The organism is Limnochorda pilosa, assembly GCF_001544015.1.
Classification (GTDB): domain Bacteria; phylum Bacillota; class Limnochordia; order Limnochordales; family Limnochordaceae; genus Limnochorda; species Limnochorda pilosa.
Genome location: NZ_AP014924.1, coordinates 2,645,969 through 2,664,355 on the forward strand (window position 1 = coordinate 2,645,969; position 18,387 = coordinate 2,664,355).

Genomic DNA, 18,387 nt, shown 5'->3' on the forward strand with positions numbered 1-18,387 from the left:
CGCCTCCTGGCCCGATTATAACCGCCGGTCTCGCAAAGGAGCAAGGGACCGGCACGAGGGCGGGAGAATCGGTTCCAGCCGTTTCGGCGGCGCCGGGGGCTGTGGTATAATACGGGCGGATTGCCTGACCTGCGAAGGAGGAGGAGCGTGGCCCGGCAGCGACATCGCCCGTCAAGGCGACCCTACGCGGTCCTCCTGGTCACCTTCGCGGTCGCCCTCGCCTTCGGCCTGGCCAGCGGGGGCCTCGCCGCCTACCTACGCAGCGCGCCCAGCCTGGACGAGATCAGATTCGACGCCGAGACCGTCACCTACTTCTACGATCGTTACGGCGACGAGATCGCCACCCGCTACCGGGAGCACCGCATTCCAGTCACCATCGACCAGGTGCCCCAGAGCCTCAAGGATGCGGTGGTGGCCATCGAGGACCGCCAGTTCTACAACCACCACGGCGTGAACGTGGCCGCGATCGTGCGCGCCGTCGTGGCGGACCTCCGGGCGGGAGCCAAGGTGCAGGGCGGCAGCACCATCACCCAGCAGCTGGCCAAGAACGTCTTCCTCACCCACGACAAGACCTTCACCCGCAAGCTGCGCGAGGTGCTCTGGGCGATCCAGATCGAGCGGAAGTACGCCAAGGAGGAGATCCTGGAGGCGTACCTCAACGAGATCTACTGGGGACCCGGGATCTACGGGGTTCAGGCGGCCAGCCAGTTCTACTTCGGCAAGCCCGTCTCGGAGCTGACCCTGGCCGAGTCCGCCCTGCTGGCCGGCATCATTCGGAACCCTGGCACCTACTCGCCCATCACGCGGCCCGAGGCGGCCGTCTCCCGCCGGAACCTCGTGCTGGAGGTGATGGCGGAGCTGGGCTACATCACCCCCCGGGAGATGAACCTGGCCAAGGCCCAGCCGGTCGAGCTCGCGGCCGCGGCCACGGCCCGGACTTCCCAAGCCGAGGGCCGCGCCTCGGACCGGTGGTTCGTCCAGTACGTGATGCGCCAGCTGGTGGACAAGTACCACATCAGCTACGAGGAGATCTATCAGGGTGGGCTCCGGGTCTACACCACCCTGGACCCGGCCATGCAGCAGGCCGCCGAGCAGGCCATGACCTACGTGGACAGCCTCTCGAACGAGCGGGACGCCAACGGCCTCCGCAAGCCCCAGGCGGCCTTGGTGGCCCTGGACCCCGCCACGGGCGCGATCCGGGCCATGATCGGCGGGCGGGACGGCGACGAGTTCAACCGGGCGTGGCAGGCGTACCGGCAGCCCGGCTCGGCCAACAAGGTCTTCGTCTACACGGCGGCCATCGACTCCCAACGGTTCACCCCGGCGACGATGCTCGTCGACGAGCCGGTGGAGTACCCCAAGGAGCAGCTGCCCGAGCCGCTGGTGGCCGAGGGCCGCGCGCAGGCGGCCGCGACCGAGGAGCCTGCGGATCCTGAGATGTGGCGGCCCCGGAACCACGATGATCAGTACCGGGGTCCCGTCACCCTCCGAGACGCGCTGGCGGACTCCATCAACGTGGTGGCCATCAAGCTCCTGGACCAGCTCGGCATCCCCCGCGCCATCAACCTGGCCCAGAAGATGGGCATCACCTCGCTCAACCCGGAGGACCGGCACCTGGGCTTCGCCATCGGCGGCCTCACTCGGGGCGTCACCCCCATGGAGATGGCCGAGGCCTATGGGGTGCTGGCCAACCAGGGCATCCACACCGAGCCTTTCGCGGTGGTGAAGGTGACCGACGCCTCAGGCATGACCCTGTGGGAAACCCAGCCGCAACGCGAGATCGTGCTCGATGCGGCCACCGCATACCTGGTGACCGACATGCTGCGCGACGTGGTCGAACGGGGGACGGGCAAGAACGCCCGGATCCCGGGGCGGGACGTGGCGGGCAAGACGGGCACCACCAACGAGTTCACCGACGCCTGGTTCGTCGGCTACACGCCCGAGCTGGTGGCGGCGGTCTGGATCGGGAACGATCAGGCGTCAGAGCCCATGCTCTACCAGTTCCCGAACAGGGACCCGCTGCGGATCGGCTCCGCGGGGGCGGCGGAGCTATGGAGGCGCTTTGCCAGCCGGGCGCTCGAGAACGTGCCGGCCTCCACCTTCGCGCGGCCGCCCGGGCTGGTGGACGGGGTTCCCATCGACGTCAAGACCGGGCTCTTGGTGGACGACGGCTGCGCCGGCATCCCCCGTGCCGAGATCCGGCAGGAGATCTTCCTGCAGGGCACCCAGCCCGTCGATCCCTCGCCCCGCTGCCAGCCGGCCTCGCCCTTCCACTTCCTGTGGGATTGGTTCACCCGAGGTCGACAACCGTGACCCCGTCACCGCCCTCCTCAGGCGGTGCGAGGACGTGCCGCCGCACCTGAGGCACCCCGTCCAGGCGGCGGCGCATCTCTTCCCGCAGCGCACCCGTACCCTTGCCGTGGATGAGCCTCACCCGGGAAAGACCGGCCAGGAGGCAGTCGTCCAGGTACTTCTCCACCCGGCTCCACGCCTCGTCCGCCCGCAGGCCCCGCAGGTCCAGCTCGCTCGGGAGCGTCTGGGCCTTGCTCCGCCCCAGGCTGCCCGCGCCCCCTGGTTCGGGCGTGCGGCGCTCGCGTCCAGGGATCGAGCCCTTCCCGCCAGGTCCCTGGGGCGGCGCGCCGGGCAGGGCCCGTAGCCGCTCCACCCCCACCCGCACCCGTAGCGCCCCCACCTGCACCTCGGCCTCGCCCCCCGCGCCAGGCGCGGTGAGCAGGACGCCTTCCTGCCCGAGGCCAGCCACGCGCACCCGCACGCCTGGCCGCAGGCTCGCCGGCTCTCCTGGGGCCGGCCCCGGGGCGGCCTCCGGCGCGGGCGCGCCGCCCGCCTCCCCGGGAGCTCCGGGTCCAGGCCGCCTGGCCTCGGCCTGCGCCTCCACGAACGCCAGGGCTTCCACCAGCTCGTCCCGCCTCCGGCGGGCCTCCTCGGCCTTCGCCTGATCCTGAAGCCGGCGAAGCTCGCCCAGGAGGCGGTCGGCCTCGCGACGGGCCTCCCGCAGCACCGCCTCGGCCTGGCGGCGCGCGTCCTCCACGAGCCCCGACCGCCGTTCCTCCAGCTCGCGGACGAGGGCCTCGTAGCGTTCCCTTAGCACCTCGGCCTCGCGCCGCTCGGCGGCGGTGCGGCTCTCGTGCTCCCGGGCCGCCCGGCGGCTGCTCTCCATCTCGATGATCAGTTCGTCCGCACGTCGCGCGTGGGAGGGCCGCTTGCGACGGGCATTCTCGATCACCTCAGGGGGCGCGCCCAGCCGGGCGGCGATCTCCAGCGCGTTGGAGCGCCCGGGCAGGCCGATCTGGAGCCGGTAGGTCGGCCGCAGGCTCTCGGGATCGAACTCCACGCTCGCATTCTCCACGCCCTCGGTGAGGTACGCGTACCCCTTGAGCTGGCTGTAGTGGGTGGTGGCCACCACCCGGGCGCCCCGGGCCCGCAGGTGCTCCAGGATCGCCTCGGCCAGCGCGGCCCCCTCGTCGGGGTCCGTGCCGGCGCCGATCTCGTCCAGCAGCACCAGGCTCTCGGCCCGGGCCGCCTCCAGCACCGGCACCACGCGGCGCATGTGGGAGGAGAAGGTGGAAAGGCTCTGCTCGATGGACTGCTCGTCTCCGATGTCGGCGTAGATCGCCTGGAAGACGGGCAGCTCCGCCTGGGCCGCGGGCACGGGCAGGCCGGCCTGGGCCATGAGGGCCAGGAGGCCCACGGTCTTCAGGGCCACGGTCTTGCCGCCGGTGTTGGGGCCGGTGATCACCAGCACGTGGAAGCCCTCGCCCAGCCAGACGTCGATGGGGACCACGGGCCCGGGCAGGAGCGGGTGCCGGGCGCGGATGAGGCGGACGCGGCCCTCGTCGTTCAGGACGGGCTCGACGGCGTTCAGCTCGAAGCCCAGGCGGGCGCGGGCGAAGACCAGGTCGAGCCCGGCCAGGGCCTCCACGGCCGGACCGATGCCCGGCGCCTCCTGCCCGATCCTCTGGCTCAGGGCCGCCAAGATGCGGCGGATCTCCTCGGCCTCGGCAGCCTCGGCCTGGCGGAGGCGGTTGTTCAGCTCCACCACGGCCATCGGCTCCACGAAGACGGTGCTTCCGCTGGCCGACTGGTCGTGGACCACCCCGGGGAGCTCAGACCGCCGTTCCTGCCGCACCGGCACCACGTACCGGCCGTTGCGGACGGTCACCAGGCTCTCCTGCAGCACGTCTTGCAGGCGGCTGTCGTGCACCAGCCGCTCCAGGTGCTGGCGCACCCGGGCCTGGATCTCCCGCTGGTGCTGGCGGATGCGCCGGAGCTCGTCGCTGGCCCGGTCGAGCACCTCCCCGTGCTCGTCGATGCACCGGTCGATCTGGGCCTCCAGCTCCGGACGCCGCACGAGGCCGGCGGCCCGTGCGGCCAGGGCCTCCGGTGGCCCGCCCTCCTCCTCCAGGAAGCCGCGCAGGCGCCGGGAGGCTCCCAGGGTGGAACGCACCTGGAGGATCTCCTCGGGGTGGAGGACCGCGCCGCGCCCGGCCCGGTCCAGCAACCGGCGGACGTCGAAGATGCCGTCCAGAGGCGGCCGGCGCCCCTTGGCAAGGAGGGCTGACGCCGCCCGTGTCTCTGCGTGGAGGGCGGCGACGGCCTCGAAGCCGGTCAGGGGTTCCAGGGCCCGGCAGAGGGCCCGGCCTGGTTCCGACTGGGCCTGGGCGGCCAGCCTCTCGCGCACCCGGTCGAACTGCAGGATCCGCAGGGCCTCTTCGCTCACGGTCGTGCGCTCCATCGCCTCGCGCTCCTCGTTACCGGCCCAAGACCTCGGCCACTCCCTGGGCGATGCCCCGGGCGACCCTGGCTCGATAGGCGGGGTCGCTCAGCCGGTAGGCCTCCTGGCGGTTGCTGACGAAGCCCGTCTCCACCAGAACCGCCGGGCCGGGCGTGTGGCGGAGGACGTAGAAGTCTTCCGCGTGCACGCCCCGGTCCTGCGCGCCTGTGGCCGCCGCCATCCCCCGCTGGATCGCCTCGGCCAGGCGCCGGGAGGCGGCGCTGTAATGGAAGCTTGCCACGCCCTCCTGCCGGGGGTCGTCGCTCCAGTCGTTGTGAACGGAGATGAAAGCGTCGGCGTTCACCTGCCGGGCCGTCTCCACCCGGGCCTTCAGCTGCCCCAGCGGGTCGGACCGGTAGGGCCCGTCGTCGGCGGGACTGCGGTCGCTCTCCCGGGTCATCACCACCCGGGCCCCCAGGGCTTCCAGCTCGCGCTTCAGGGCCAGGCCGATGGCCAGGGCGTTCTCCTTTTCGGGAACGGGCCCCACGCCCTCGGCCCCGAAGTCGCCCCGGTTCCGGTCGTTTCCCCCGTGCCCCGGGTCCACCACGATCACCCGGCCACTCAGGCTCCCCCCGTCCGGCTGGGGCCGGGGCGTGTGCTCCTTCCCCCCCGAGATGAGCAGGAGCAGCAACACCAGCAAGGTCGCGAGGGGGCTCGCCGCGAGCCGATCCCGGCCCCAGAGCCCCTTCCGCACGCGAGACACCGCCCGTCCTCCCCCCGTCGCCCGGAAGCGACACCTCTAGGCCATTGGACGGGCTCGCGCTCGTTCCTTCCGGTACTTCCCGGGGTTGCTGCCGCCCACTGACAGCACCCCCGGCGCCTGCCATCCCTCGCCCGCGGGCGGGGTCGCCTCAAGCCGGCGGCGGCCGGCGGGCGGCCTCCCGGCGGGCGCGGATCCAGCCCAGGAGTTCCTTCTCGTCCCAGGCATTCACCACCTGCGCCGGGCCCAGGCCCGCCCGGCGGGCGATGCCTACGCCGTACTCGATGAAGTCCAGGTGCTCCGGGTGGTGGGCGTCGGTGCTCACCACCAGCCGGACCCCCGCCTGGGCAGCCACGCGCGCCCAGCGGCTGTCCAGGTCCAGGCGCTCGGGCGAGGCGTTGATCTCCAAGGCGGCGCCTCGCCGGGCGGCCAGCTCCACCAGGCCCTCCACGGGGACCTCCATCGCGTCGCGGCGCCCCAGGAGCCGGCCCGTGGGGTGGCCCACCGCATCCACCCAGGGCGACTCCAGCGCCCGGCGGTAGCGGGCCAGGAGCGTCTCGGCGTCTTGCCCCATACGGCTGTGGATGGAGGCCACCACCCAGTCCAGGCGCTCCAGCAGCTCGTCGGGGTAGTCGAGGGTGCCGTCGGCCAGGATGTCACACTCGGTGCCCACCAGCACCCGGAACCCCTCCAGGGTCCGGTTCAGCCGCTCGATCCGCTCGATCTGGGCCAAGAGTCGCTCGGGCGAGAGACCGCCAGCCACCCGCACCGCCGGCGAGTGGTCGCAGACGGCCAGGTAGCGGTAGCCCCGGGCCCGGGCCGCCTCCACCATCTGCTCGAGCGACGCGCGCCCGTCGGACCAGTCGGTGTGGACGTGGAGATCACCCTTCAGATCGTCGCGCCCCAGGAGGACGGGCAGGGCCCCCTGCTCGGCCAGCTCCAGCTCCTCGTGCCCCTCCCGCAGCTCAGGCGGCACGAAGGCCAGACCCAGACGCCCGTAGAGCTCCTCCTCGGAGGCCAGCGGGTCGGGCGTGCCGCCGTCCCGCGCGAGGCCGTACTCGCTCACCGACAGCCCCATGCGCCGGGCCCGCTCCCGCAGGAGCACGTGGTGCTCCTTGGAGCCCGTGAAGTGGTGGAGGGCGCTGGGGAAGTGGACCGCCTCCACCAGGCGGAGGTCCGCCTTGAGGCCCGTGGGCAGGACGACGGCCACCCGGTCTTCGCCCCCGCCCACCTCCTGTGCCAGACCCTGCGCGCGGAGCGACGCCACCAGCTCGGCCGGCGTGGAGGTGACCACCACCAGGTCCGCGTCCTTCACCGTCTCCTTCCACCGGCGCAGGCTGCCCGCCACCACCGCCCGCTCCACCGCGGGCAGCCGCTCGAGGCCGGCCTGCAGCCAGCGCGCCTGGGGAAGGACCTCGCCGATGCTACGACGGGCCCCCTGGCGGCGCAGGGCCTCGATGCCCGCCAGGATCTTCTCCTCGGCGCGGGGGCCCATGCCGCGCAGGGTGCGGAGTCTCCCGTCGCGGGCGGCTTGCTCCAGGTCGTCCAGGCCCCCCACGCCCAGCTCGCGGTGGAGGCGCTCCGCCAGCCTGGGTCCCAGGCCCGGCACCTTCAGGAGGTCCAGCACCTGGGCCGGGTACTCGGCCAGCAGCCGCTGGTGGGCCTCCACGCGGCCCGTGGCCACGAACTCCCGGGCTTTCGCCACCAGCGCCTGGCCAAAGCCGGGGAGGCGCTCGATCCCGCCCGAGCGGACCACGTCCGCCAGGTCCTCGGGGAGCTGTTCGAGCTGCTCCGCCGCCCGGCGATAGGCCCTCACCTTGAAGACGCTCTCCCCCTTCACCTCCAGGAGGTCGGCCATCTCCCGGAAGATGGAGGCGAGCCGCAGGTTCTGCACGGTGCGCGCCCCTTTCCCGGCGCGGTGGGGCTGTGCGGGCTCCGCCGCGGCCTCAGAGGACGTTCGATCCGCTCAGGAAACGGTGCAGGGCAGGGAGGAAGCGAAAGGCGAGCCGAGCCAGGTCCGAGCCTCCCAGGAGCCCGACCAGCTCGGGCCCGGACCACTGGAGCAGGAGCGCCACGCCTGCCGAGAAGAGGAGCCACCCTTCTACGAGGCCCACCACGCCGCCGCCGGTCACGTCGGCCAGGACCGCCCCCTGGCTCGTCGGTCGCTCCCCCACGCGGGCGGTCGCGGCGGCCACCAGCCCCGACACCAGCAGCATCAGGACCAGGAAGGCCGCCGCCTCCCAGATCCACAGGGGCACCTGGGCGCCCACCCGCGCAGCCAGCCACGCCCCCAGGGGAACCCGCGCCTTGAGGGCCACGAGCACGGCCACCAGGATGCCCCCCAGACCCCGCATCTCCCGGCCGAAGCCGCGCACCATCCCCCGCAGCATGGCGGCAGCCAGAAGGGCGACGCCTGCGGCGTCCAGGGTGTTCACGCCCCTCCTCCCTCGCCGCCGGCGGGTCCGACCTCCCCAGCCGGATCGGAGAGGGATCGCTGCCCGTCGACCGAGCCGGCCCTGCGCCCGCCGGGAACCGCGGCCGCCACCTCGGCCTCCGCGTCCCGGGCTTCGAGCTCGTGGGCCAGGTGGATCGCGGCCAGGATCGCGGCACGGTACCGGGGCATGGAGGGATCGTGCGCCAGCACCGACTGGAGCACCGCGTCCACCCGGACCGCAAGGCGCTCCAGGTGGGCACGGGGTGCGTCGCCCTTCAGCCAGAACTCCTCGCCCCCGATGCGAACCTGCACCCGCTGCTGGTGCGGGTCTCGGCCCTGGGGGGGGTTCGCCTGAGCCACCGGACGCCCTCCCTTCCCGCGCCTCCCGGATCCATGGGGCCTTCCGGCGGGCTTCCGACCCTTCCCACCCGGGCCGGCCCCAGGCTCCGCGGGCACCCTGCCTACAGATTACACGTCGCGTCCCGGGCTCCCTGCCAGGCGGCCGCACCCCCTCTCCGGGGAACGCGCCCGCTCGCGCGGTCGGACTCACCGCACGCGTACACCCACCCCTTCCAGGGCGTCCAGGATCGCCCGAATCCGGTCGTTCACCTCGGCGTCGGTGAGGGTCCGGTCGGCCCGGAAGCTCAGGCGGTACGCCAGGCTGACCCGGCCGCCTCCCACCTGCTCGCCCTGGTAGCGGTCGAAGAGCTCGAGGCTTTCCAGAAGCGGCCCACCGGCCTCCCGTACCGTCTCGGTGACCCGGGCCGCTGGCAGCTCGCGGGGCACCAGGAGCGCCAGGTCGCGGGTGACGCTGGGGAAGGTGGAGGGCGTCCGGGCCAGGGGTGGACCCGCGAGCCCAACGAGAGGCGCCACCCTCACCTCGGCCGCATAGATGGGCCGGGGCCAGCGGCCCGCCAGGTCGAAGCGCTGCTGGGCCCGGGGGTGGAGGGCGCCCAGCCGGCCGATGAGGCTGCCGTCCAGTACCCAGCGGGCGGATTGGCCGGGGTGGTAGGGGTAGCCGGCGTCGGGCTCCAGCACCAGGGCCACGCCCAACAGGTCCGCGACCGCCTCCAGCAGTCCCTTGAGGTCGAAGAAGTGGACGTCGCGCCGCCCCTGCCACGAGCGGACCGGATGGCGTCCCGTCAAAAGGAGGCCCAGGCGCTCCTCCTCGGGTGCCTCCCGGTGGAAGACGCGCCCCAGCTCGAAGAGGGCCACCCCGCCCTCCTCCCCGTACTGGGACCGGCTAAGGTTGAGCCGGGCGGCCAGGATCAGGCCGGGCAGGAGGCTGCCGCGCATCACCGACTGCTCCCGGGAGAGGGGGTTCTCCAGGCGGAGCCAGTCCTCTTCGGGAACCTCCAGGCGGCGCAGGTCCTCGGGGTCGACGAAGCTGTAGGTGACGGCCTCGCTCAAGCCCGCGGCCACCAGCACGTCGCGGATGCGATCGCGCCCGTGGTAGGTCGTGCCAGGGCCGCCCACCTGGGTGCTGGCGGGAATGGTGGGCTCGATGCGGTCGTAGCCGTACAGGCGGCCGATCTCCTCCACCAGGTCGGCCTCCCGCTCCACGTCCACCCGGCCCACGGGGGCGCGGGCCCGAAGCCCGCCGGGCGCCTCCCGCACCTCGAAGTCCAGCGCCCGCAGGCTGGCGGCCATCTCCTCCGGCGCCAGGCGGGTCCCCAGGAGCCGGTTGACCCTCTCGGCCGAGAGGGAGACCCACGCCCGTTCTTTCGGGACCGGGTAGACGTCGATGCGGCCCCTGGCGACGCGCCCGCCCGCCAGCTCGGCCACGAGGGCGGCCGCCCGGTCGAGGGCCAGGGGCACCAGGTCAGGGTCCAAGCCCTTCTCGAAGCGGAGGGACGACTCGGAGCGGAGCCCCAGCAGGCGGGAGGTCCGGCGAATGGACGGCCCGTGGAAGTGGGCGGACTCGAGCACCACCTCGCTGGTCCCCGGGTGCACCTCGGCCTCTTCGCCGCCCATGATGCCTGCGATCACCAGGGGCTGGCACCGCCCGGCGATCAGGAGCATCTCCGGGGTGAGGCTCCGCTCGGCCCCGTCCAGGGTGACGATCCGCTCTCCCTCCCGGGCCCGGCGGACCACCAGGGCCGCCTTCCCGCCCGACCCCGCCCGCACCCGATCGGCGTCGAAGGCATGGAGGGGTTGGCCCATCTCGAGCATCACGTAGTTGGTCACGTCCACCACGTTGTTGATGGGCCGCATGCCCGCCTGTAGGAGCCGCTCCTGCATCCACGGCGGCGATGGGGCGATCCGCACCCCCTCCACCACCCGCGCCGCGTAGCGCGGGCAAAGGTCCGGCGCCTCCACGATCACCTCCACCCGCTCCTCCACCGGGGAGGGCCCTTCCTCCAGCCGGATGCGGGGCTCGCGCAGGGGCGCGCCCGAGACGGCGTGCCACTCCCGGGCGAGGCCCAGCACGCTCAGGCAATCGGGGCGGTTGGGGTAGATCTCGAACTCCAGCACTTGCCCGGCCAGGGGGAGCGCGTCCGCGAGGGCAAGGCCCTCCGGCGGGCGCCCGGGCAGGATCCAGAGCCCCGAGGCATCCGGCCCCACACCCAGCTCCGCCTGGGAGCAGAGCATCCCCTCCGAGCGCACCCCGCGGACCTCCCGCACCTCCACCGTCCGGGTCGCAGGGGCCCCTTCGCGCGCGCCCCCGCCCCGCCCGTCGGTCTCCGGCAGTCGGGTCCCTGGCGGGGCGTAAGGCACCCGGATGCCCTCCCGGGTGTTGGGCGCGCCGCTCACCACCTGGCGGCGCCCGTCGCCGGCCTCCACCTGGCAGACCCACAGGTGGTCCGAGCCGGGGTGGGGGCGGGCCTCCAGGATGCGGGCCACCCGAACCTGTTCCAGCACGCCTGCAGGCGCCCGGTGAACGCCCTCCACCTTGGGTCCGGCCGCGGTCAGCCGCCGGGCGACGGACTCGATGGGCTCCGCCACGTCCACGTACTCGGCCATCCAGTCCAGAGGAAGCCTCATGGCGCCACCTCCTCGTGCAGCTCGGGGATCCCTGGCCTGGCCGGTTCCACCAGGCGGTCGGGGAAGGAGGCCAGGAAGCGCAGGTCGTTGTCGTAGAAGAGCCGGATGTCCTCCACGCCGTACTTGAGCATGGCGACCCGCTCCACCCCCATGCCGAAGGCGAAGCCGCTCACCTGCCCGGGGTCGTAGCCCACCATCTCCAGCACCCGGGGGTGAACCATGCCCGACCCCAGGATCTCCAGCCAGCCTTCGCCCCCGCAGAGGCGGCAGCCCTCGCCCCCGCAGGCCCAGCAAGAGATGTCCATCTCCGCACTGGGTTCGGTGAAGGGGAAGTAGCTGGGGCGGAAGCGCACCCTCCGGTCCGGCCCGAAGAGGGCGCGGGCGAAGGCGACCAGGGTGCCCTTCAGGTCGCCCAGGCTCACGGACCGGTCCACCAGGAGGCCCTCCACCTGGTGGAACATGGGCGAGTGGGTGGCGTCCGCGTCGCGCCGGTAGACCTTGCCCGGCACCACCACCCGCACCGGCGGGCGCCGCGCCTCCATGGTGTGCACCTGCACGGGGGAGGTGTGGGTGCGCAGGAGCAGCCCGCCGGGAAGGTAGAAGGTGTCCTGCATGTCCCGGGCCGGGTGCTCGGGTGGGATGTTCAGGGCCTCGAAGTTGTAGTAGTCGGTCTCCACCTCGGGTCCTTCCACCGTCTCGAAGCCCAGGCCGGTGAAGAAGCGCAGGATCTCGTCCAGGGCCAGGTTGACCGGGTGGCGGTGCCCTGCAGGGGGCCGCCAGCCGGGCAGGCTCACGTCCAGCCGCTCGGCCTCCAGCCGGCGGGCTTCCTCGGCTTCGGCCAGCAGCCGGCCGCGCGACCCCAGCGCGGCCTCCAGCGCCTTCTTCGCCTCGTTCACCTCGGCGCCCCGGCGGGGGCGCTCCTCGGGGGGCAGGTCACCCATGCTGCGGAGAAGCTGGGTAAGCCTCCCCTTCCGGCCCAGGTAGGCCACCCGCACCCGATCCAGGTCGTCCAGGCTCCCGGCCCGGTCCACCTGGGCCAGGGCTTCTTCCTGAATCGAACGGACCTCCAGGTCCACGGCACTCCCTCCCTCGACACATGCAAACGAAAAAGGCCACCTCCCGTCCAAGGACGAAAGATGGCTTCCGCGGTACCACCCTGGTTAGCCGCGCGCGCGGCTCCCTTTGCCGGGGACGAACCCCGACCCGCATAACGGGCGGGCATCCGGCGCCGCCTACCCAGCCCGCGGGAACGCTGCTCCGCGGCCTTCAGCGGCCGGCTCGGGAGTGAACTTCGCTCCGGCGCCTCCCCGGGGGGCTTCCAGTCGCTGGCCCTCCCTCCCTGGCGGGGACGCTCTCCGGGCTACTCTCTCCGTCATCGCCCTTGGGGCGTGGCTAGTTGGCCATCGCCTTCGATTGCCGGTACAGCAGATAGGCGGCGATGGACCCGGTTCGTTCGAAGAGCCTCCAGAAGAAATCGGCGGCGAGCACCCGGCATCACCTTTCCTGACCCGCTGTGGACGGCCCCATTATACCACCATCCTTCAGGGCCGGGCAAGGAAAGGCTCCAGAACCGGCTTTCCATTCTCAGGCGTTCCCGGAGCCGGCTGGCGCGCCCGGGGACACCCCGGTGCGGCGCGCGCGACCCTCAGAAGGGTGAAGGTGACCTCCCGCCGAAGCTTCGAGTCTGTGCGGTCCGGCGAGGGCCGACCTCTGGAAGCCAGGAGCGTGGTGGCGACGGTGAGCCGGTGGGCGATGCTGGTGGGCGTGACCTTGGTGCCCTGGATCGAGCTCCGGGGAAGCATCCCGCTGGGGTTGGCCTGGAACCTGCCCTGGTACGGCGTGGCCCTGGTGGCCGTGGCGGCCAACGTGCTCGTCTTCGTGCCCACCTACGCCGCCCTCGCGCTTCTCTACGACCGCTGGCTGTCGCGGACCTTCGTCCGCGCCCTGGTGGAGAGGGCCCGGCGGCGCGGGCAACCCCTCATCGCCCGCCACGGCACGTGGGGACTGGCGCTCTTCGTGGCGGTGCCGCTCCCGGGCACGGGAGCCTACTCGGGCACAGCCCTGGCCTTTCTCCTGGGCCTCCCCGCGAACCGGGCGTTCGGGGCCGTGGCCGCGGGCGTGGTTCTCGCGGGCATGGTCGTGACCCTGGTGAGCACGGGGGTGCTGGCAGGCGTCAGGAGCCTGATGTAGCGCCCCTCCTCCGCCCCTGCTGGCGCACCCGCTCGTAGAGCAGGATGGCGCCGGCCATGGCCACGTTGAGCGACTCGGCTCCTCCGGGCATGGGGATGGTCAACGGCCGGGCCATCCGCCTCGAGACCGGCGAGGCGCCCCGGGCCTCGCTGCCCAGGATGAGCGCCCCCGGGCCGGTCAGGTCGGCCTGATCGGGGGAAGGGCCCTGGGCGGCCTCGGCCACCCAGAGGGAGAGGCCCGCGCCCTGCAGCGTCTGCAGAAGCGCTTCCGGCTCGGGCGCCCACAGGTGGGGGAGGCGGAAGAGGGCTCCGGCTGAGGCACGGAGCGCCTTGGTCTGGTAGGGGTCGGCGGTTCCGGGGAAGAAGACCGCGCCGCTCACCGCCGAAGCCCACCCGGCCCGCAGCAGCGTGCCCACGTTCCCCGGTTCCTGGATGCCGTCCAGCACCAGCACGAACGGCTCCGGTGCCTCCAGCAGCGACTCGAGGGACCAGGGCCGCCGCCGCACCACCGCCACCACGCCCTGGGGCGTGGCCGTCTCGGAAAGGGTCCGGAGAACCCGGTGCGCCACCGGGTGGAGCTGGCAACCCGCCTGCTTCAGAGCGCGGAGAAGCGTGGCGTCCACCGCCTCGTCGCGGTAGAAGCACCGCTCCAGCACCGCCCCCTGCCGGAGCGCTTCCTCCACCAGCCGCCGTCCTTCGACCAGGGAGGCCCGCGCCTTGCGGCGGCCGTGGGGCGTCAGGAGGGCCCGGGCCGCCCGCACCAGAGGGTTGTCGGGGCTCTCGATCAGCCGATCGCCTGCTCCTCCTCCAGCCGTTCCATGTCCTCCTCCCGGCCGATCAGGATGATGATGTCCCCCTTCTCGAACCGATAGTTCCCCCCGGGCAGCGTCTCCGTCTCCTTACCCGGACGGTGCACCGCCAGTACCGAGACCTGGTAGCGGCGGCGCAGATCCAGCTCGGAGAGGGTCTGCCCCACGAAGGAGTCGGGCACCATCAGGTCGCCCACCGCGTAGTTGGCCTGCAGCTCCAGGATCTCCCGCAGGTGCGGGAAGGTGAGGTTGCGCGCCACCCGGCGGGCCATGTCGGCCTCGGGGTGCACCACCTGGTCGACGCCCAGGCGCTCCAGGACCAGGCTGTGGGCCCGGCTCGTCCCCTTGGCCACCACCTTGGGGACGTTCAGGTCCTGGAGGCAGGAGACGGCCAGGATGCTGTCCTCGATCCTCCCGATGGCCACCACGGCCAGCTCGAAGTTGCCCAGCCCCAGGTTCCGGAGCTGCTCCTCGTCGGTGGCGTCGCAGACGGCCGCATGGGTCACGTACTCGGTGATGTCCTGGACCTTCTCCTCGTCCTTGTCGAGGGCCAGGACCTCGTGCCCGAGCTGGTAGAGCTCCACGGCCATGGTGTAACCAAAGTCGCCCAGGCCGATGACGGCCACCTGCTTCGCCTTCCGCACCCTCCGGCGCAGCATCTCCGCCTAACCTCCCCGAGCGCAAAAAGAAACCCCGGGCCGAGCGGTCCGGAGCCCCTGCTGGATGCCGTTGGTGAACGTCCCGTGCCGCGAAGGGTCCATGCCCGCCACGCGCCCGGCGGCGCCTAGGCCCTTGCCGCGCGGGCGGTCTCGCTCAGCTTCGCGAAGGCGGCTGCGTCGTTCATGGCCAGGTCGGCCAGGACCTTTCGGTCCATCTCCACGCCCGCCTTGCGCAGCCCGTCCATCAGCTGGCTGTAGGTGAGCCCGTTCAGCCGCGCCCCCGCGTTGATCCGGGCGATCCACAGGCGCCGGAAGTCGCGCTTGCGGTTGCGCCGGTCGCGGTAGGCGTAGGTCAGGGACTTCATCACCGCCTGCTTCGCGGAGCGGAAGAGCGTGCTCTTGCGGCCCCAGTACCCCTTGGCCTGCTTCAACACCCGCTTCCGGCGACGACGCGTCACCGGCCCTCCCTTGACCCGTGCCATCCTCTTACCCCTTCCTGCGACGATCCGCGGCCCACGTGCTCCGGGGCGCCCTGCCCGCCCCGCGGCCGTGCGTGCTCATTGATAGGGCAAAAGCTTCTGCAGGCGCCGCGCGTCCCCGCCGTCGACGGTCCCGCCCTGCCGGAGGTCGCGCTTGCGATCCATGGGCTTGTGCTCCAGAAGGTGGCTCCGAAAGGCCTTCTTGTGGCGGAGCTTGCCGCGCGCCGTCATGTGGAAGCGCTTGGCGGCGCCCCGATGCGTCTTCATCTTGACCTTGGCCATGCCGATCCTCCTCGGCCCCGCCCAGGCCCCTACTGCTGGACGGGAGCGCCGGCACCGGGCTTCTGAACGGGAGCGCTGTTGCCGGGTTTGGGCGCCAGCATCATGATCATGTGCCGCCCCTCGAGACGGGGCTTCAGCTCCACCTGACCGTGCTCGCCCAGCTGTTCCGCAAGCTGGTTGAGCATGTTCCGCACCAGGTCCGAGTGGACGATCTCGCGGCCTCGAAACCGGACGCTGATCTTGACCTTGTCGCCTGACTGGAGAAAGCGCTGGGCGTTGCGGCTCTTCACCTCGAAATCGTGATCCTCGATCTTCGGGCTCATCCGCACTTCCTTGATGGTTACCGTCTTCTGGCGCTTGCGGTTCTCCCGCTCACGCTTCTGCTGCTCGTAGCGGAAGCGCCCGAAGTCCATGATCCGGCAAACCGGCGGCGTTGCGTTGGGAGCGACCTCCACCAGGTCCTGGTCCTGCTCCTCCGCAAGCCTGAGCGCATCGCGTGTGCTCATGATGCCGAGCTGACTCCCGTCGGGTCCGATGACACGCACCTCGCGCGCGCGGATCTGCCGGTTCTGGCGCAACTCCCTGCTGATAGACCGTCACCACCCCTAGAAGATGTCGTCGCAACGGCGACGGGCCGCACGGTGGCGGCCTGCCTGAGTATATCACACCGCTGGGACGCGCCGCAAGGTCCTCCCCGGCGGGCACTCGCTTCGGCCATCGACCGCGCCGCCAGCCCCTCCCCGGCGAGCGCTCGCTTCGGCCCTCCAGGCCTTCGCTCGCTCTGCACGGGCCTGGCTCCGCCCTCCTGGCTCCGCCAGCCCGTGAGGTCGCCGGGGAGGGGCTGGCGGCGCTGGGTGGGTGGTTCGAGCGGGCGCCGGCCGGAGGCGGCCACAGCGCGCTGCCGGGCGGGAGCCTGCGGGCTGCGTGGCTACCTTCGGGCGGCTGCCTCCTCCCTCAGGCGGGCGATGAGGGACTCGACGGGTTCGGAGTGCTGCTCGTGCTCACCGCGGCGGCGCACGGCCACCTGGCCGGACTCGGCCTCGCGGCCGCCGGTCACCAGCATGTAGGGCACCTTTCGGACTTCGGCCTGGCGGATCCGGTAGCCGAGCTTCTCCTCCCGGTCGTCGAGCTCGGCCCGCAGCCCTGCCTCCCGCAGTTGGTCCCGCACCTGGCGGGCGTACGCGGCGTGGGCGCCGGCCACGGGCAGCACCACCGCCTGCACCGGGGCGAGCCAGAGGGGGAAGGCGCCGGCGAAGTGCTCGATGAGAATGCCCATGAAGCGCTCCAGGGAGCCGTAGATGGCACGGTGGACCATCACCGGCCGGTGCCGGGAGCCGTCGGAGCCCACGTACTCCAGCTCGAAGCGCTCGGGCATCGCGAAGTCCACCTGCACCGTGCCGCACTGCCAGGTCCGCCCGATGGAGTCCCGCAGGTGGAAGTCGATCTTGGGACCGTAGAAGGCGCCGTCCCCCTCGTTCACCTTGTAGGGGCGGCCCTGGGCCTCGAGCGCGCCGGCGAGGGCGCGGGTGGCCTGCTCCCACATCGCGTCGGTGCCGATGGAGTTCTCGGGCCGGGTGGAGAGCTCCACCTGGTAGCTGAAGCCGAAGACCGAGTAGATGCGGTCCATCAGGTCCAGGACCCCCTCCACCTCCTGCTGGATCTGGTCCGGACGCACGAAGAGGTGGGCGTCGTCCTGGGTGAAGGCTCGCACCCGCAGGAGGCCGTGGAGCACCCCCGAGAGCTCGTGGCGGTGCACCAGCCCCAGCTCGCAGTACCGGAGCGGCAGGTCGCGGTAGCTCTTCACGCCCTCCCGGTAGAGCAGGATGTGGCCCGGGCAGTTCATGGGCTTCACGGCGAAGGGGCGCTCGTCGATCTGGGTGAAGTACATGTTCTCCCGGTAGTGGTCCCAGTGCCCCGAGCGAAGCCAGAGCTCCTGGCTGAGGATGATGGGCGTCCGGATCTCCTGGTACCCCCGGCGGACGTGCTCTTCCCGCCAGAACGTCTCCAACTCGTTTCGGATCACCATCCCCTTGGGGTGGAGGAAGGGGAAGCCGGGACCCTCCTCGTGGAGGCTGAAGAGGTCCAGCTCGCGGCCCAGCCGCCGGTGGTCCCGTCGCTCGGCCTCCTCCAGGAGCTTCAGGTACGCCTCCAGCTGCTCCTGCCGGGGGAAGGCGGTTCCGTAAAGCCGCTGGAGCTGCTTGTTGGAGGCATCGCCCCGCCAGTAGGCGCCGGCCACGTTGAGCAGCTTGAAGGCCCGGTGGCGACCGGTGGAGGGCACGTGCGGGCCGCGGCAGAGGTCGACGAACTCACCCTGGCGGTAGACGCTCACCGTGGGGTCCTGGATCTCATCCAGGATCTCGAGCTTGTACCCTTCGCCCCGTTCCTGGAAGAGCCGGCGGGCCTCGCCGGCGGGCAGCACCTCCCGCTCGATGGGCAGGTCCTCGGCCACGACGCGCCGCATCTCCTCTTCGATGTGCGCGAGATCCTCGGGGGTGAGGCTGCGGTCCAGGTCCACGTCGTAGTAGAAGCCGTTCTCCACCGGAGGGCCGATGGCCAGCTGCGCGTCCGGGTGGAGCCGTTTCAGTGCCTGGGCCATCAGGTGGGCGGTGGAGTGGCGCAGCACCTCCAGCCCGTCGTCGCTGTCGGGGTCCACCAGCTCCAGGCGACCGCTCGCCTCCAGCGGCCGGTCCAGGTCGACCAGCTCACCCTCGAATCGGGCACAGATCACTTGACCTGCCTGCTCACCGAGCTCCTCGGCCACCTGCCGGGGCGTGACCCCCGCCGGGTACCGCCGGACCGAGCCGTCGGCCAGGGTGATGGAGAGCTCCACCGGCTGAATCTCTGCCTTTGCCACGCCTGCCACCTCCGGATCCGAGCGTCACGGGACGGGCCTTCCGCCCCCGCAAACAAAAAAAGCCCTCGTCCCAAAGGACGAGAGAAGACCCTCGCGGTTCCACCTTCGTTGGCATGGGCCCAGAGGCCCACACCCACTCGCTGCGGCGCTATCGGGCCGCGGCCGCCCGGCTTCTCCCCGGGGTCCGGCCCTCGCGCACCCGGT

16 protein-coding genes are annotated in these 18,387 nt (G+C 72.1%); 2 read left to right on the forward strand and 14 right to left on the reverse strand.

Features of this window, described 5'->3' with window-relative positions:
• The first annotated feature begins 147 nt into the window (after positions 1-147).
• A complete protein-coding gene (locus tag LIP_RS11630; protein WP_068138513.1) occupies positions 148-2,313 on the forward strand; it encodes a transglycosylase domain-containing protein in 2,166 nt (721 codons plus the stop codon).
• On the opposite strand, the gene LIP_RS11635 is transcribed toward LIP_RS11630, so the two are convergent.
• The 8 genes from LIP_RS11635 to LIP_RS20605 all read right to left on the reverse strand — a co-directional run bounded on the left by LIP_RS11635 (position 2,291) and on the right by LIP_RS20605 (position 12,399).
• Entirely contained in the window at positions 2,291-4,753 is a 2,463-nt protein-coding gene (locus LIP_RS11635) for an endonuclease MutS2 (protein ID WP_068138516.1), read from the reverse strand. The two genes, LIP_RS11630 and LIP_RS11635, sit on opposite strands and share 23 nt — an antisense overlap.
• 16 nt (positions 4,754-4,769) lie before the next feature.
• Positions 4,770-5,495, reverse strand: a complete 726-nt coding sequence (locus tag LIP_RS11640; protein ID WP_068138517.1) for an N-acetylmuramoyl-L-alanine amidase family protein — start codon at positions 5,493-5,495, stop codon at positions 4,770-4,772.
• Between the two features lie 148 nt (positions 5,496-5,643).
• Positions 5,644-7,386: a DNA polymerase/3'-5' exonuclease PolX gene (polX, locus tag LIP_RS11645; protein WP_068138520.1), complete on the reverse strand. Its 1,743-nt coding sequence runs from the start codon at positions 7,384-7,386 to the stop codon at positions 5,644-5,646.
• 52 nt (positions 7,387-7,438) lie between these two features.
• Positions 7,439-7,927, reverse strand: a complete 489-nt coding sequence (locus LIP_RS11650; RefSeq protein WP_068138524.1) for a CvpA family protein — start codon at positions 7,925-7,927, stop codon at positions 7,439-7,441.
• Positions 7,924-8,286 carry a cell division protein ZapA gene (gene zapA / locus LIP_RS11655; protein WP_068138527.1) on the reverse strand — a complete coding sequence of 121 codons (363 nt, stop codon included), beginning with the start codon at positions 8,284-8,286 and terminating at the stop codon, positions 7,924-7,926. The genes LIP_RS11650 and zapA overlap by 4 nt, the downstream gene beginning before the upstream one ends.
• Positions 8,287-8,472: 186 nt before the next feature.
• Entirely contained in the window at positions 8,473-10,911 is a 2,439-nt protein-coding gene (gene pheT, locus LIP_RS11660) for a phenylalanine--tRNA ligase subunit beta (protein WP_068138530.1), read from the reverse strand.
• Positions 10,908-11,987 carry a phenylalanine--tRNA ligase subunit alpha gene (pheS, locus tag LIP_RS11665; RefSeq protein WP_082726253.1) on the reverse strand — a complete coding sequence of 360 codons (1,080 nt, stop codon included), beginning with the start codon at positions 11,985-11,987 and terminating at the stop codon, positions 10,908-10,910. The genes pheT and pheS overlap by 4 nt, the downstream gene beginning before the upstream one ends.
• A gap of 316 nt (positions 11,988-12,303) precedes the next feature.
• Positions 12,304-12,399 carry a YqzL family protein gene (locus tag LIP_RS20605; protein WP_082726254.1) on the reverse strand — a complete coding sequence of 32 codons (96 nt, stop codon included), beginning with the start codon at positions 12,397-12,399 and terminating at the stop codon, positions 12,304-12,306.
• Between the two features lie 171 nt (positions 12,400-12,570).
• Here LIP_RS20605 and LIP_RS11670 point away from each other — a divergent pair, with 171 nt between their 5' ends.
• Positions 12,571-13,101: a COG2426 family protein gene (locus LIP_RS11670; RefSeq protein WP_198409522.1), complete on the forward strand. Its 531-nt coding sequence runs from the start codon at positions 12,571-12,573 to the stop codon at positions 13,099-13,101.
• Here the strand turns inward: LIP_RS11670 and LIP_RS11675 are convergent.
• The 6 genes from LIP_RS11675 to thrS all read right to left on the reverse strand — a co-directional run bounded on the left by LIP_RS11675 (position 13,085) and on the right by thrS (position 18,183).
• Complete coding sequence (locus tag LIP_RS11675; protein ID WP_068138534.1) at positions 13,085-13,861, reverse strand: TrmH family RNA methyltransferase; 777 nt, start codon at positions 13,859-13,861, stop codon at positions 13,085-13,087. The two genes, LIP_RS11670 and LIP_RS11675, sit on opposite strands and share 17 nt — an antisense overlap.
• 23 nt (positions 13,862-13,884) lie before the next feature.
• The gene (locus LIP_RS20065) at positions 13,885-14,568 is read right to left on the reverse strand and encodes a potassium channel family protein (RefSeq protein ID WP_068138536.1); all 684 of its coding nucleotides are present in this window, start codon (positions 14,566-14,568) and stop codon (positions 13,885-13,887) included.
• A gap of 125 nt (positions 14,569-14,693) precedes the next feature.
• A complete protein-coding gene (rplT, locus tag LIP_RS11685; RefSeq protein ID WP_068138539.1) occupies positions 14,694-15,050 on the reverse strand; it encodes a 50S ribosomal protein L20 in 357 nt (118 codons plus the stop codon).
• Positions 15,051-15,125: 75 nt separating this feature from the next.
• A complete protein-coding gene (gene rpmI / locus LIP_RS11690; RefSeq protein ID WP_068138542.1) occupies positions 15,126-15,329 on the reverse strand; it encodes a 50S ribosomal protein L35 in 204 nt (67 codons plus the stop codon).
• Between the two features lie 29 nt (positions 15,330-15,358).
• Positions 15,359-15,874: a translation initiation factor IF-3 gene (gene infC / locus LIP_RS11695; RefSeq protein WP_407936411.1), complete on the reverse strand. Its 516-nt coding sequence runs from the start codon at positions 15,872-15,874 to the stop codon at positions 15,359-15,361.
• Between the two features lie 383 nt (positions 15,875-16,257).
• Positions 16,258-18,183, reverse strand: coding sequence for a threonine--tRNA ligase (gene thrS, locus LIP_RS11700; RefSeq protein WP_068138547.1), 1,926 nt, complete (start codon positions 18,181-18,183; stop codon positions 16,258-16,260).
• Positions 18,184-18,387: the final 204 nt, after the last annotated feature.

What these genes read in the sequence shown, in the direction of transcription:
- LIP_RS11635 (WP_068138516.1), bottom strand. Translation starts at nt 4,753, where the DNA reads ATGGAGCGCACGACCGTGAGCGAAGAGGCCCTGCGGATCCTGCAGTTC.
- pheT (WP_068138530.1), bottom strand. Translation starts at nt 10,911, where the DNA reads ATGAGGCTTCCTCTGGACTGGATGGCCGAGTACGTGGACGTGGCGGAG.
- rpmI (WP_068138542.1), bottom strand. Translation starts at nt 15,329, where the DNA reads ATGGCCAAGGTCAAGATGAAGACGCATCGGGGCGCCGCCAAGCGCTTC.
- LIP_RS20065 (WP_068138536.1), bottom strand. Translation starts at nt 14,568, where the DNA reads ATGCTGCGCCGGAGGGTGCGGAAGGCGAAGCAGGTGGCCGTCATCGGC.
- rplT (WP_068138539.1), bottom strand. Translation starts at nt 15,050, where the DNA reads ATGGCACGGGTCAAGGGAGGGCCGGTGACGCGTCGTCGCCGGAAGCGG.